10 protein-coding genes and 1 pseudogene are annotated in these 14,452 nt (G+C 57.9%); 6 read left to right on the top strand and 5 right to left on the bottom strand.

Annotated features, from left to right (window positions below):
* The first annotated feature begins 7 nt into the window (after positions 1 to 7).
* From ABC336_RS17090 to ABC336_RS17115, 6 genes and pseudogenes are all read left to right on the top strand, one after another.
* Positions 8 to 886 carry a carbohydrate ABC transporter permease gene (locus ABC336_RS17090; RefSeq protein ID WP_413239782.1) on the top strand — a complete coding sequence of 293 codons (879 nt, stop codon included), beginning with the start codon at positions 8 to 10 and terminating at the stop codon, positions 884 to 886.
* A 222-nt stretch (positions 887 to 1,108) separates the two neighbouring features.
* The gene (locus ABC336_RS17095) at positions 1,109 to 2,665 is read left to right on the top strand and encodes an extracellular solute-binding protein (RefSeq protein ID WP_413239783.1); all 1,557 of its coding nucleotides are present in this window, start codon (positions 1,109 to 1,111) and stop codon (positions 2,663 to 2,665) included.
* A gap of 96 nt (positions 2,666 to 2,761) precedes the next feature.
* Positions 2,762 to 4,825, top strand: a complete 2,064-nt coding sequence (locus tag ABC336_RS17100) for a beta-galactosidase trimerization domain-containing protein (protein ID WP_413239784.1) — start codon at positions 2,762 to 2,764, stop codon at positions 4,823 to 4,825.
* A gap of 84 nt (positions 4,826 to 4,909) precedes the next feature.
* The gene (locus ABC336_RS17105) at positions 4,910 to 7,219 is read left to right on the top strand and encodes a helix-turn-helix domain-containing protein (protein WP_413239785.1); all 2,310 of its coding nucleotides are present in this window, start codon (positions 4,910 to 4,912) and stop codon (positions 7,217 to 7,219) included.
* 67 nt (positions 7,220 to 7,286) lie between these two features.
* Positions 7,287 to 8,186 (top strand): annotated as a pseudogene (locus tag ABC336_RS17110) (NAD(P)-dependent oxidoreductase); the annotation flags it as partial.
* 278 nt (positions 8,187 to 8,464) lie between these two features.
* Positions 8,465 to 8,866 (top strand): hypothetical protein, encoded by a 402-nt coding sequence (locus tag ABC336_RS17115; RefSeq protein ID WP_413239786.1) that lies wholly within the window; start codon positions 8,465 to 8,467, stop codon positions 8,864 to 8,866.
* 220 nt (positions 8,867 to 9,086) lie between these two features.
* Here the strand turns inward: ABC336_RS17115 and ABC336_RS17120 are convergent, their stop codons facing one another.
* The 5 genes from ABC336_RS17120 to ABC336_RS17140 all read right to left on the bottom strand — a co-directional run bounded on the left by ABC336_RS17120 (position 9,087) and on the right by ABC336_RS17140 (position 14,307).
* A complete protein-coding gene (locus ABC336_RS17120; protein ID WP_413239787.1) occupies positions 9,087 to 9,407 on the bottom strand; it encodes a hypothetical protein in 321 nt (106 codons plus the stop codon).
* 103 nt (positions 9,408 to 9,510) lie between these two features.
* Positions 9,511 to 9,645, bottom strand: a complete 135-nt coding sequence (locus ABC336_RS17125; protein ID WP_413239788.1) for a hypothetical protein — start codon at positions 9,643 to 9,645, stop codon at positions 9,511 to 9,513.
* Positions 9,646 to 10,046: 401 nt separating this feature from the next.
* Entirely contained in the window at positions 10,047 to 11,195 is a 1,149-nt protein-coding gene (locus tag ABC336_RS17130) for a glycerate kinase family protein (protein ID WP_413239789.1), read from the bottom strand.
* 418 nt (positions 11,196 to 11,613) lie between these two features.
* Entirely contained in the window at positions 11,614 to 12,714 is a 1,101-nt protein-coding gene (locus ABC336_RS17135) for a CdaR family transcriptional regulator (protein ID WP_413239790.1), read from the bottom strand.
* Positions 12,715 to 12,843: 129 nt separating this feature from the next.
* Positions 12,844 to 14,307 (bottom strand): N-acetylmuramoyl-L-alanine amidase family protein, encoded by a 1,464-nt coding sequence (locus ABC336_RS17140; protein WP_413239791.1) that lies wholly within the window; start codon positions 14,305 to 14,307, stop codon positions 12,844 to 12,846.
* Positions 14,308 to 14,452 lie beyond the last annotated feature (145 nt).

A 14,452-nucleotide genomic window follows, 5' to 3' on the forward strand; every position in this document is an offset into this window, starting at 1 on the left:
TCGGCCGATGAGCTTTGTACAAAAAAAGGGGCTGACCCTGTTCGACTGGGTGAACTACACCTTGATCGCACTCATCTCCCTGGTTTGCATCTTCCCGTTTTTCTACGTCTTCAGCGTGTCGTTTACCGATCCCAAGACGTATGTACCGCTCAAGTTTTATCTGTTTCCTGACAGCTGGTCGCTGGAATCGTACAGGTATATCCTCTCGACCAACAGCTTCTTGAATGCGTTGTACAGCACGCTCTACATTACTGTGTTTGGGACGATTCTCAATATTGTTGTGTCCTTCACGATGGCGTACGGCCTGACCAAGCGAACAATGCCCGGCTATAAGACGATCATGGGCATGGTCATCTTCACGCTCGTGTTCAGTGCAGGTATCGTACCGAATTACCTTCTGGTGAGAGAGCTGGGACTGCTGAACTCCTATTGGGCGCTGATCTGGACCTCGCTGACCAATGCGTGGAGCCTGATCGTCATCAAGAGCTTCCTGGATTCGCTTCCGGGCGAACTGGAGCAGGCGGCGAAGATCGACGGGGCCTCCGATATGGGCGTGTTCCTGCGGATCGTCATCCCGCTGTCGAAGCCGGCGATCGCCACGTTTACGCTGTTCTTTGCGGTTATGCATTGGAATACGTTCTTTAACGCTTTGATCTATCTGTCGGATTCGAGCAAGTGGACGCTGCAGCTATTCGTCAAAACACTCGTCATCGACGGCAATTCCGGGGCGGTCGCCCAGGCCGGCTCCAGTGACGAAGCGGTCGTACCGCAGGAGACGATCCGGATGGCAACCATCGTGCTATCGATGCTGCCCATCCTCCTGGTGTATCCGTTCCTGCAGAAGCATTTTGCCAAAGGTGTCATGTTGGGTTCGGTAAAAGGTTAAGGATATCAACATAAAACGTCAGGACAAAAATTGACCTGGATGTGGAGAAAGTCAGGCGCTGCAAGGCATGAGGAGTTCTTGTCGAGACGGATTTTGTTCTCGCGCCACGGGGCATGGATTGTCTGTAGGCCGCCTGACCAGGCAGCGATAAGATGAAGTCACGGGAGCGGCAAGCGCCGCTGACGAAAGCTAGTCATTTATTTATGGAAAGGGTGTCAAGCGATGTTAACATGGAAAAAGGGGATGCACGCCGGCGTATCATTTGCACTGGCGGCAACATTACTCGCAGGATGCAGCGGAGGAACGACGAGTAACACGCCAAGCAATCCAGGCAACACAGGCAACACAGGAGCTTCTACAGAGAATCAAGAGACGGGTGACCAAGAGCCGGTATCGATCAAAATGTTCGCGGGCTTGTATAATGAAATTCCGGATATGAACAATGAGTTCTGGTCCGAATGGGAGCGTATGACCAACGCCAAGCTGGATGTGGAGTGGGTGCCGTCCGGCGACTTGAACGCCAAGCTGGACTTGCTGCTTGCTTCCGGAGACTTGCCCGAGGTCGTGGCGTATCAATTCAATAACCGTCCGACGTTCCTGAGAGCGATCAAGAATGGCGCATTTTGGGATCTGACAGATTTCCTGGGCGACATGAGCGAGTACCCGAATCTGCGAGATAACCTGGCAGACGATGCGCTCAAATATCTGAGTGTCGATGGCCGCATCTATGGCTTGCCGCGCTCCCGTTCCCGGATTGACGGCGGCATCAAGATCCGCCAGGACTGGCTGGAGCAGCTGGATATCCCGATTCCGACGACGTTCGAGGAGTATGAGGATGCGCTGAGACAGATTGTCGACGCCGATCTGGACGGCAACGGCAGACGGGACACGGTAGGGCTGTTGTATGTCAACGATCCATTCTCGTCCTTCCAAGTCGGCTTCGGTCTGTTCGACCCGACCTACAATGAAGAGGGCGGCCTGATCACACCGCGTCTGACCCCGCAGGGCATCGAGATGACGGCATGGTTCCGCAGCCTGTATGAGCAAGGGCTGATGTCCCAAGAGTTCGCAGTTATGAAGGAGTCCCAGGCAGAGGAGCTGTTCAAGACGAACCGCGCCGCATCCTACGGTCGTCCGATCTGGTGGGATCATGACTGGGAGAATGCGATGCGCATGTCCGGTCAGGAAGACGCCAAGATTCTCAACCTGCATCTTAAGGGACCGGCGGGCGATGCTGTCGCTCTGGAAACCGGCGTAGCGGGCGGCTTCTATATCTCCAAGAAGGTACCGGAAGAGAAAGTGAAACGGCTGCTCGACTATTTTGAACTGACGGCTTCCGAAGAAGTATCCGATTTTGCCTATTACGGTATCGAAGGCGTGCACTATACTGAAGAAGACGGTCAGAAGATCCTGACGGAGCAAGGCATCAAGGAAGTCAACACGACCAGTAAAGGTGCAGGTGTGCTGACATACAACAAATTCGGCAAAGTAATCAGCGCCTCCGGCGACAAAGCTTACAACGATGCGAAGATTGCAGAAGTCGAACATTTCGACGAAATCGGCAAAATCAGCCCGAACACGTACACGGCTACAGAAGCTTGGATCAACACTTGGCCGAAGTATGAAAGCGAGTTTAACAACATGTATACGAAGGCTGTTGTGGGACAAATCACCATGGAAGAATTCGAGGCTCATGTCGATATGATCAACAACCAGCCAGATATCAAGGAAGCGTATCTGACGATGGCGGAAGCATACGAGAACTTCCACAATCAATAATTAATGCCAAGATGCATCAAATTCAGCAAGACGCCGGAGAACAGGCAGCCCACTTGAGGCCGCCTGCACGGCGTCTTGCCGCATGGAGGGAAGAACGTGCCGACAAACTTAAGCAAGGAAGGGGCGTGGCAGAACGAGCCGCTCCGCATCATCCAGCCTAATCTGCAAGTGCTGGATACGGCCAAGATTGATCCGCGCCAGTTGGCGCGCCAGATCAAGGGGATGGGCGCCAATGCGATGGTGTTCAACGTGGGCGGCATCTACGCCTGGTACCCGTCCCGGGTGCCGTACCATACCGTGAACGAGCATCTGCCGCAGCATACCGATCTGCTGCGCGATGTGATCGAGGCCTGTCATGAAGAGGGCGTGAGGTTCATCGCGCGCTTCGACTTCAGCAAGGCGGAGGACCAGGTGTTCCTCCGGCGGCCGCAATGGTTCGTCCGCAAGGCGGATGGCGAGCCGGAGATCATCGGGGCGGGCCGGCCCGGCGCCTGGTCGCTCCTCATGAACACCTGCTTGAACAGCGGTTATCGCAATGAGGATGTGGCCGAGCCGGTGCTGCGAGAGGTGCTGGCCGATTATGATATCGACGGCATCTTCTTCAACGCGCCGCACTATATGTTCTGCCGCTGCCGCCGTTGCCAGAGCAAGTATGAGGCCATGTACAACAAGCCGCTGCCGGAGACGGGCAAGGAGCTGGAGCCCGACTTCGCTTCGCGCTGCATCCGCGACACGATGGAGCGAAAGTACAAGCTGATTAAAGAGACGCGGCCCGAAGTACCGATGATCCTCTACTATAATCTGTACCGGGACAATATCTACGAGCGTATAGAGACGGCGGATCTGCTCTGCATCGAGCCGCAGGATGTCCTGTCGCTCGGCCATACGCATATCCCCGAGTTCTGGAAGCCGGCTCTCTGCATCAAGCTCGGGCGTTCGCTCCCTGAGCGGCCGGCGCCGCTCGGCATCGTCCACTCGTGTCCGGGGATGGACTGGCGGCACACCGGTCTGCCGCCGGCGGAGTACCGGTTCTGGCTGGCCCAGATCCCGGCTCATGGCGGTCAGATCTGGCATTCGCTGACGGGCGTGCCGGAGACGATCACCGACAAGCGGATCCTGAACATTGTCGGCGAGCTCAATCACAATGCCGCCAAAGTCGAGCGCTACATGCATGGCGCGCAGCCTGCCTCGCAGCTCGCGCTGCTCTGGAACGCTGACCGGTCGGCGGAAGGATGGGCAGACGGGCTCATCAACAGCCAGCTGCTCTTTGATGTGCTGCTGCCGGAGCAGGCGACTGCCGAGCGGCTGGCTGCCTATCGCGTCATTATCGTGCCGGAGGGGTATGCGTATACGGAGGCGTTTGCCAAGCGGCTGGAGGCATATGTGCAGAGCGGGGGCCATGTCATCGCCGAAGGCGGACTGCCGGATGAAGCCGCAGGACTGCCGGAGCTGCTCGGCATCGCCGAAGAACGCTACACCAGCGAGGAGCTGTTGGCCTCCTATCTGCGTTTCGAGCCCACTTCGCAGGGCGAGAACCCGCTGCAGTCGGGGCTGGAGGAGACCGAGCTGATCGCGCATCGGGGCGTCGTCACCTACTGCCGGCCGCTGGATGATGAGAGCGAGGTGCTGGCCACCCTGGTGCCGCCATTCTCGCCGCTGGAGAGTGTAGGCGCGCCGCCGGAGCGGGCTTCGCTGCCGGTGCCGCACTCCGACCTGCCGCTGGCCCTCAGGCGGCCGCGCGGCGCGGGAAGTACGCTGTACTTCCCGTTCCAGCTGAGCCGGCTCATCAATGAATATAAGCTCGGCGAGCATTATCAGCTGCTCTCGAACAGTGTGGTGTCGCTGCTGGGCGAGGAGCGGCAGGTTCGGGTCACCGCCTACCAAGGGCTGCAGATCACCTTATTCCGCAAGGATAAGGATTGGCTGCTGCATCTCGTCAATGGCGCCGGCCGGCGGCCGCTGGCGACGATGCTGCCGCTGCACGACATCGAGATCGAGTTGAAGCTGCCGGGCACGGACAGTGAATATAGGGCTGACTGCCTGATCGGCGGGACGGGACTGGATCTTGAACGCCGCGGCGATTCGGTCTACCTGACGCTGCCGCGTCTGGAGGTCTGGGAGTGCATCCGGTTCAGTCCGGCTGAGGGGCCTGGTAGTTAGGAATAGAAATAAACGGACGGATCAGTCTTACGCCCGCTGTCCGGAGATTTGCTATACTAGGGGGAGAGGAAGCGGGGAGAAGCGATGAAGCAGCTATGGAAACGCATCAGGACACGTCTGACTAATCTGCTGCCGACACATAATTATTGGCAACGTCTCATATGGCTGGGCTGTATCTCGGTGACGCTCCCGCTCGTATTGGCCGGAAGCGCGTACTATCACTTTTCCATGCGGGAGCTGACCACGCAGTTCCAACGGGATAATCAGGAGTCGCTGCAGATGATGGTGGACCGGATGGAGAATCTGTTCACCGGCATCGAGCATATGTCGCTCCAGCTCGCCAGCTCCAGCCAGCTGCGCGAGGCGCTGGCGATGACCGACTATCCGACCGATTACATCGGGCAGCTGGGCATGCTGGATCTGTTCTTGCTGTACAAGAACACCAATAACCTGATCCAGGACATCATCTTCTATGACGAGCAGTCCCAGATGGCGCTGACGCATCACTACGGCATGGCCCGCATGAATGATTATTATGGCGCGGCGGATATCACGGAAGCGATGGAGATGCCGGGATTTGCGGGCTGGTTGTACTTGCCCGACTCGGGCCGGCGCGGCTATCTGAGCTATGTGCGCAAGCTGCCGATCATGAGCAACGAGGAGCCCCAGGGCGTGCTGCTGCTGCAGATCCGCGAGGAGGTACTGGGCAGCTATCTGGCGGGTATCTCCGGCCAGTCCTTGGCGATCATATCCGGGAATGGCCGGATGATCCTGGATTCGGAGGGGGGCAGCATGTCAGGCGCGCGGCTGTCCGATCCGGTAATCCAAGCTGCGGTGGCGGATGATCGGACGACCAACCAATTCATCACCAGCGGCGAGGAAGAGCAGTTGGTCGCATGGTCCAGGACCGCGCAGGGCCGCACTTATATCTCCATGCTTCCCAAGCAGGCGATGATCGATCAGCTCGGCTGGATCCGGGTCCTGATCGTTGTCTCGGTATCCATCTTCCTCTTGATCGGCATCCTCCTCAGTTTGCTCGTATCGCGTATGGTCTACAACCCGATCCAGCAGCTGACGCAGTACGGCAAGCATCTGCGCAAGAGCGGCAGCGAGGATTCGGGGAAGCTCGACGAGATCGAGTATATCCGCTCCTGCCTGAGCTATCTGAACGAGCAGACGGAGTCGCTTAATCGCTATGTACGCGGCGTCCAGCCCGATCTAAGAGAGCGCACGCTATTGCAGCTGCTTCGTCCGGGCGGGATTAAAGGCTCGCAGTCGCTGCACGACGAGTGCCGCAAGCAGGGGATTCCGCTGACGGGCCATTATGTCGTGCTCATCACCAAGGTGGAGAATCTGATGAAGGAGAAGCGGTTCCTGCCCAGCGAAGGCCCGGTCATCGTGTTTGCCGTCAAGAATGTGATGACCGAGCTGCTCGGGCAGCTGCCGGACGTGACGGGTTTCATCGTCGACAAGGATGACCGGGAAGCGATCGGCATCTTCCGCTTCCCGGCCGAGCGGTCGATGCCGGAGATTCGCCAATTGGTTGCCGGGTACGGGGAGCGGCTGCGCGACGCGCTGCAGCGTTATCTGTCCTTCTCCGTGTCGACTGGCATCGGCAGTGCCGTCCAGCTGGCGAAGCTGCACGATTCCTACAAGGAAGCCCAGCAGGCGCTGCAGCATCGGCTGTTCCATGCCGATCAGACGGTTTTCTTCTATGAGGATATGATCCAGGCGGAGCGTCAGCCGGTCTTCCTGTATCCGCGCGAGATCGAGGAACAGATGGTCGAGTTCCTGTGGAGCGGCGATCTGCCGCAGGCCGAGGAGGCGCTGCGGCATTTCTCGGCACGAGTGCGGGCATCGGAGTCTTACAATATTATTTTCCAGTGTTATCAGGTGCTGCTGTCGGCGATCGTCCAGTCACTGGAGGAGAAAGGTCCGGGGCTGGCCGGCCTGCTGGGGGACAATCTGTTCGATCAGCTCAAGGAATGCCAGAGCGCCCAAGAGGTGCACGACTGGTTCGGCACCATCCTGTTCCCGCTCTATCAGCAGGTGGTGGACGAGATCCGCAACCATTCGTCCAAGCTGATCGTCCAGCGCGTCTGCAGCTTCATCGCCAGCCAGCCGGCGACCTCGCATTCGCTGTCGGAGTGCGCCGAGCTGGTGCAGGTCAGCCCGTCGTACCTCAGCCGCTTGTTCAAACGGGAGATGGGCATTTCGTTTATCGAGTATCTGATGAAGTTTAAAGTAGAGAAGGCCAAGATGTTGCTTAAGGAGACGGATTACAGCGTAGCGGAGATCGCCGAGATGGTCGGCTACTCCGAGCGCAACCTGAACCGTGCTTTCCAGCGTTTCGTGGAGATGTCGCCCAAGCAGTACCGGCTGTCGCTGCGATGAGCCGGAGCTCTGGGGCAGGGGATAGGAGCACTGCACGCTCTTTAGGCAGCATGTCGCACAACAACATTCAGAGGAGGCATTATACATGGCATTGCAAGCAGGGGAGACGAAGGTAGGTTTTATCGGGATCGGCGTGATGGGCAAGAGCATGGCGGGGCATCTCGCCAAAGCGGGCTATGAGCTCCATATCTATACCCGCACCGCGGAGAAGGCTCAGGCGCTCGTCGACGAAGGGGCCATCTGGCATGACACGCCGGGCAAACTGGCGGCAGCCTGCGACGTTGTCATCACGATGGTCGGCTTCCCCAAGGACGTCGAAGAGATCTATCTGGGCGAGGACGGCATCATCGCGCAGGCCAAGGAAGGCGCATATCTGATCGATATGACGACCTCCAGCCCGCTGCTGGCCCAGCGGATCCATGAAGCGGCCAAGGCGAAGGGGCAGGCTGCACTGGATGCGCCGGTCTCGGGCGGCGATGTCGGCGCCCGCAATGCAGCGCTCTCGATCATGGTCGGCGCTGAGCAGCAGGATTACGATGCAGTGCTGCCGCTGTTCCAGCTGATGGGCAAGAACATCGTCCTCCAGGGCAAGCCTGGCGCGGGTCAGCATACCAAGATGTGCAATCAGATCGCGATTGCCAGCGGTATGGTCGGCGTCTGCGAGGCGCTCGCTTATGCCGAATCGGCGGGTCTCGATCCGAAGACGGTACTGGCGAGCATCGAGAGCGGCGCTGCGGGCAGCTGGTCGCTCAGCAATCTGGGCCCTCGGATCATCGACGGCAACTTCGAGCCGGGCTTCTACGTGAAGCACTTCATCAAGGACATGGGCATCGCTCTCGAGTCGGCCCGCGAGATGGGCATGGACACACCGGGTCTGGCGCAAGCACATGCCCTCTATACTCGTCTGGCTGAGCAGGGCTATGAAGACAAGGGCACGCATGCGCTGTACAAAATCTGGCGTCCCTAAAGCGGATTGACTTGGGGAGGCGGTTAAGGCAGGGATATACGTACTGTAGAAGAGTCGAGCGATGATGTTGGGCGGTTGTGTTAGCGCCATTTTGGTGCTTGCACGGGTCGCCGACCTCTGTCCGAAATCGACCAGGACAAAAAGCCAGCCCCCTCTCGTCAAGAGAAGGGGGCTGGCTTTGCCGCGTTTAGCTGTGATATTGTTAATTAGCGGTCGTTAGTTAATTAAGGGTTCCTAAATTAGTGTAGATTAACTTTTTGATCGAAGGGGTGAAACTTATGAAGATACTAAATATAATTGGAAGGAAAATGCTTTCCGCTTTAATATCTTCGATGGTTCTTTCCTTTCTCTTTACGATATTTGGATATGAGTCTCCTCAACTCTCTGAATTTATCTTTATCTATATGTATGCTGCAGGGTACTCCATCTTAATAGGTGTTCCTTGTTCCATGATTTCGGACATTATCATACACAAAATCAATGGAACATTTATCCGCCATATAATGGGGTTGACCATACATCTTTTTTTCGCAGGACTTGTTACGTATTGGTTTTTTCAAGCCGATGAAACTTTAATGGGCAACTATTTTATGTATGCTGTTTTCATTGCAGCAATAGGATTATGGTTAATAGATAGTATATTGAGAAGAAGCAGGATATTCAATAAGACAAGTCATTGAATCTAGCTGACCCTTAGATCGACAAATGCCAATTTGCATTGAAATGTCATTTTCAGAAATGTATCAATCATTTAAAATAATACCCTCGGAACTTCCTTTTTTGGAAGTGCGAGGGTATTTGTATCTTTCATTTTATGTTACGTGTGTGTACTGTGATGCGAGTGGAAGGTGGTGACCTTCCACTCATATAAATATAATCTCTTTTCACATATAAAAATACTTAACCACTAATATCAAAATGAGTGCTTGGCCAAGGGGGGGCTAATGCAAGAAATTGTACGTCACCATTTGCTTTTCGTAGAGCGGGGTGCTGGAAAATTTCTGTATAGTTTCCACTGGCTCGATCATAGATATAAAATTCATGAGAAGGTGCTTTATCATGAGAACCAGCAACCCTCCAATCTCCGTCTCTTTCAATCCAAGCATCGTAACCATATGTGATATCTGGACTTATTAGGTCACCATAAGGAATACCACAGTCTGCACCTGCCGCGAATTTCTTTGCATCCAATCCAAAAATATGTGGACTATATAAAAACAAGTCAAATCCACCATTGTTCGGTGTGCAATTTGCTGTCCTCGGATCGCCTACTGGATTATTATTTCCATCTACTAAATGTGTAGTATCAACCGCTGTTCGATGATTATTCGAATTCCGCCTCCCGCGTGTGAAACAACTCGGCAAGCTTGAGCATGTTCCCCTTCTTGGACGGACGTCCCCGGCCGGATTTGCGGACGGGACGCTCGTAAGCGACGGCATTCATCTTGGCCTTGGTCACGATGTGCATCCGGCTCTCGCCGGAGAGGTTGCCTTCACCAAACGCTTCAGTGCCGGAATGGAAAGGAAGTACCGATCCAGCAGAAGCAGAGCTCCGCCAAACGAACGAGCGGCGCCATAGGCTTGATCAATCATTTGCACCACATGGGAATCCTGTCGCTGCTCTGACGAAGCATCCCAGCCGAAGATGGTTTTGAAACCGTCCTGCAGGTTGATAAACAGGGGGAGGCAGAACCATTTGAGCGGAGAGCCCGCCAGAACGCCAATCGCGCGCCAAACAGATGGCCGAAAATGTACTCTCCCTTGGATGAATTCTCAGATTCCTGATGCATCTTCTTCACGCCCGGCATATACCGCCCTTCCTTGGGCTGCTTCATCCCGTCACCAACAAGGACGACACGGCTAACGCAACGCCCCGGTCGCCTGCAGCAAGCGGAACAGCTGCTCCGCTGTCCCCCGCAGGTGCGCCGCCGTCGCTGCCGGATCCATCGCTTCCTCCAGCGTCATCGGTCCGCTCAGGATGGGGAACAAGGCGCTCACGCCCTGACTGTTGAGCGACCGGGCCTCGGCGCCAACGCTGCCCGCGAGCGCGATCACCGGCAAGCCGTGGCGGCTGGCGAGCCGGGCTACCCCGAGCGGCGCCTTGCCGCGCGAAGTCTGGCCGTCGAGCCGACCCTCGCCGGTGATGACGAGCTGGGCATCCGCCAGCTGCGCCTCGATTCCGAGGCTCTCCAGCACGAGCTCAGCTCCGGAGAGCAGCGAAGCTCCCAGGAAGCCGACGAGGGCGGCGCCCAGACCGCCGGCAGCACCAGCTCCCGGGATGGCAGCGATGTCCCGGCCGAGGAAGCGCTCAGCTGCCTTGGCGAAGTGGCGCAGCCCCTGGTCGAGCTGCTCCACCATCGCGGTGTCGGCGCCCTTCTGCGGCCCGAAGATGAAGGCGGCGCCCTCCGGACCGTAGAGCGGGTTGTCGACATCGCAGGCGACCCGGAAGCTGCACGCCGCCAGTTCAGGTCGCACGCCGCTGGCATCGATGCGTGCGATCCGGGCAAGCGCCGCCCCGCCCTGGCCGACCTCCCGGCCGGCATCATCCAAGAAACGGTAGCCCAGCGCCTGGAGCATGCCGATCCCGGCATCGTTGGTGGCACTGCCCCCCAGTCCGATGACGAACGAGCGGCAGCCGGCGCCGATTGCATCGGCGATCAGCTCGCCGACACCATAGGTTGTCGTCTGCGACGGATCGCGCCTCTCGCGGCTCACCAGCGGCAAGCCGCAGGCAGCGGCTACCTCGATGACCGCGGTCTCTCCGCCGCCCATGATGCCGTATGCGGCTTGTATGGTCTCGCCGAGCGGGCCGGTTGCGCAGACGGTGCGCAGCTCGCCCCCGCTGCCGCTGACCAGCGCTTCTACAGTGCCTTCTCCGCCGTCAGCGAGCGGCAGGATGACGGTCTCCGCTTCGCGGTAGACCGTCTTGATCCCGGCGGCGATGGCAGCGCCGCCCTCAGAGGACGAGATACTTCCCTTGAACGAATCGATGGCGATCACAACTTTCATCTCATTAAGCCTCCTCTTATCGGGAAAGGTAAGCGCATTCAATCCGTATTCAGGCTGAATAGCCGCTTCGCCCTCGTCCCATACGCAAACGGAATTTTCTGTGCGCTGCTCCCGGCTCTGGTCGTCCGACCGTCACACTCTCCCTCGCCACGCTCCCTCGCCACGCTCCCCCGACCCCGCACTTGGATGCGGACGGGATCTTCTTCCGAATAGATGAGAGTGGATAGGCAGAAGCAAGGCTCTCGGTATGGGCAGCTACCGGATGATGGCAAGGGCTCCCGTCCGGGCAGCGCCAAGCTACCGGGTATAGATGCCTTCATTATAGCGGATATGGAAGCGTGTTGCATTGGTTGATATACCTAATAACATCCTGAAATATGTTATTCATAACAATTAAGTTGCCGGTCAATGCTAGCTATTATGGCAGCTCAGGTGCTACTCCGTCCAGCAGCAGCGCAATATACAGTTCAACCGAATCCGTATAGTCGCGGGGATCAAGGCCGCTCTTGCGGTGAATCTTATCCAGACGGTATTGCAGCGTGTTCTTGTGCAGGAACAGCGCCGCTGCCGTATCCTTGAGCGACATGCTGTGCGCCTGATACGTGCGCAGCGTCGTCCGTTCCGCTTCGCTCAACATGCCGATCCGGTGTCTGGCATAGTCTCGCCGCTGCTCCTGCGGCAGCTGGGAGAGGAGCATCTCCAGCCCCATCGAGCGGAATTCGCAGATCGGACCGCCGCCAGCAGCGGCTTGCTGCAGAGCAAGCTGAGCGTGCCGATACGACAGCGCCAGCTCACCCCAGCCGTGGAGACTGCCTGCGCCGGCATGGAAGCGATGATGCTGCGCCAGACCACGGAGGTGAAGGATCATCGCTTCATAGCCGGACTGCGGCACCAGGATCGCATACCGGTCGGGGAATAAATACGCATAAAGCGGAGTCCGCGCCGCCGCCAGCAGACCCGGAATCCATGATATGAGCTCTTCCCCCGTACGCCCGGCGCCACTGTGCGGCGCCAGCAGCAAGACACAAGCCGGTTCGCCGGCAGACAGGCCATACCGGCGCAGGAGCTCCCCGAGCTCCGCTTCTCCCTGGCTCTCGCCGAACAACAATCGGCGCACTGCGGCATGGCGGTACTCGTCGGCCCCTTGCCGCTCCCTGGAGAGCCACTGTTCCCGGATCATCACTTCGGCGATCTTGGTCAGCAGATATCCCAAAGGGCGGCACTCCTCTACATCGCCAGTAATACCGATGACGCCCAACCGCTTGCCGTCCAGTACGACGGGGTAGTTGATCCCGGGGCGAGCGCCGGTATACATCGACTCGGGCCCTACCTCCAACACCTGTCCGGTGGCCAGCGCCTCCAGTGCTGCGCTATGGAGCATGCCGACCCGCTCGGGGACCGTGCTGGCGGCGATGACCCCATCCGTCCGTATGAAGTTCACTTCGTGACGGATGACCTCTTTGGCTGCCTGCACGATCGTATGCGCGAGCGCGTCGCTGATCTGTTGGTCGCCTGTCATAGCTATTCCCTCCGCTCCCCTGGTCTCACAGTCATGTAGCAGCAAAAACATGCCTTGCGCCTCCGCCGCAGCAGAGGGCACAAGGCATGCCTGTTACCCGGTTCTGACCGGGACTTCCGAGCTAAAATACTAGATGAATCCGAAATATTCCTTCAGGCCATCCACAATTGCCTGGGCGATCCGCTGTTGCGTCCCCTCGTCGAAGAGCTTGGCTTCCTCAGCGGCATTCGACAGGAAACCTGCTTCCAGCAGCACGGAGACCATGGAGGCGTCGCGGAGAACCTTGAAATTGGCCTGCTTGACACCGCGATCCTTGAAGCCTGTCGCATTGAGCAAATGCTTGTGCATGATCTGTGTGAATGCTTTGTCCGAATCCGAGTGATGGTAAGACTCAGTACCGCTGGCTGATGGCGAATTATTGACGGAGTTGGCATGGATGGACACGAACGCATCGGCATTCACTTCATTGGCCATCGTGCCGCGATTGCCCAGTTCAATGAATGTATCATCGTAGCGGGTAAGTACAGCTTCCAAGTGCGGATCATGAAGGAGCAGAGCCTCCACTTTCAACGCGATTGCGAGCGTAAAGTCCTTCTCACGCTTGCCGCCCGCGCCGATAGCTCCAGGGTCGCTGCCGCCATGCCCGGCGTCAATGACGATGAGCTTCTTGCCGGAAGTTACGGGCGGCGGCTCCGGTGTGACCACCGGTGGCGGCTCCGGCGTGACCACCGGCGGCGTCTGCGGATCGGCCCCCGGCAATCCAACTCCCGGCGTCTCGGTGCCTGGCCCTGGCGTCTGTCCGTCGCCGGACAGCTCGACGATCACCTCGCCGGCATCGCCGCGCAGCACGTTAAAGGTGGCGGCGATGTTCAGGTCGATAACGACGCGCACCGTCGAGGGATTGCTGCTGAACAAGGCATAGCGCACACCTGCGATCTCCGCCGAACTGGCCGCCGAGACGACGCCTTTCTGGCCAGCGCGGTCCTCGAGGGCGCGCGAGAGGCTTGTCCCCGGCAGATCGATAACGATCCGGTCGGGTGACTTCATGGCGAATACGTTCGGCTCGACCTTGCCGCCGACGGCGATCTTGAGCTGGCGTCCATTCAGGCTGATGTCCTCCACAGCAACTACGCCCCCGCTCGCGGGAGGTGGCTCGGGACTGGTGACCGTCGCTGTCTTCGTCTGGTCATCCCAGCTGACGTTCATCCCCATCTGCTCGCTGACGAACCGCAGCGGCACACTGGTAACACCGTCCTTGAGCACGGGTGCAGCGAGCAGCTGCATCTCGACTCCGTTGACGATGGCGGTCTTGCTGCCGATAGTCAGACCGACAGTCCGGCTGCCGTCCGTGATATCGATCTTGCGGGTCTGCGCTTCCCAATTGACCTTGAAGCCGAGGTTCTCGGTGACGATCCGGATCGGGATGATGACATTGCCGTCCACGATCTCCACCCGGGCGCCGCCAGTGAGATCGAGCTTCTTGCCATCCACGACGATGGACGGCCCGGCGGCCGCTTGGACGATAGCGGGGAACACGGCGACCATGACCGACAGCAGCATCAGCAGTCCGACTTTTTTCCAGGCTACACGCATAAATACATAATCCTCCGTTCGAAATTGCTTAATGTGTGCTTATGTACAGGTAAGAGTTTAGACGCCAATAATCGCCAAATGTTTCGCTGCGGCGAGGCGGAAGCGCCTGGTGTCGAAACCGGTAGAATCAGGAAAGTGCGTATAT

The organism is Paenibacillus jepli (assembly GCF_047238105.1).
GTDB lineage: Bacteria > Bacillota > Bacilli > Paenibacillales > Paenibacillaceae > Paenibacillus_D.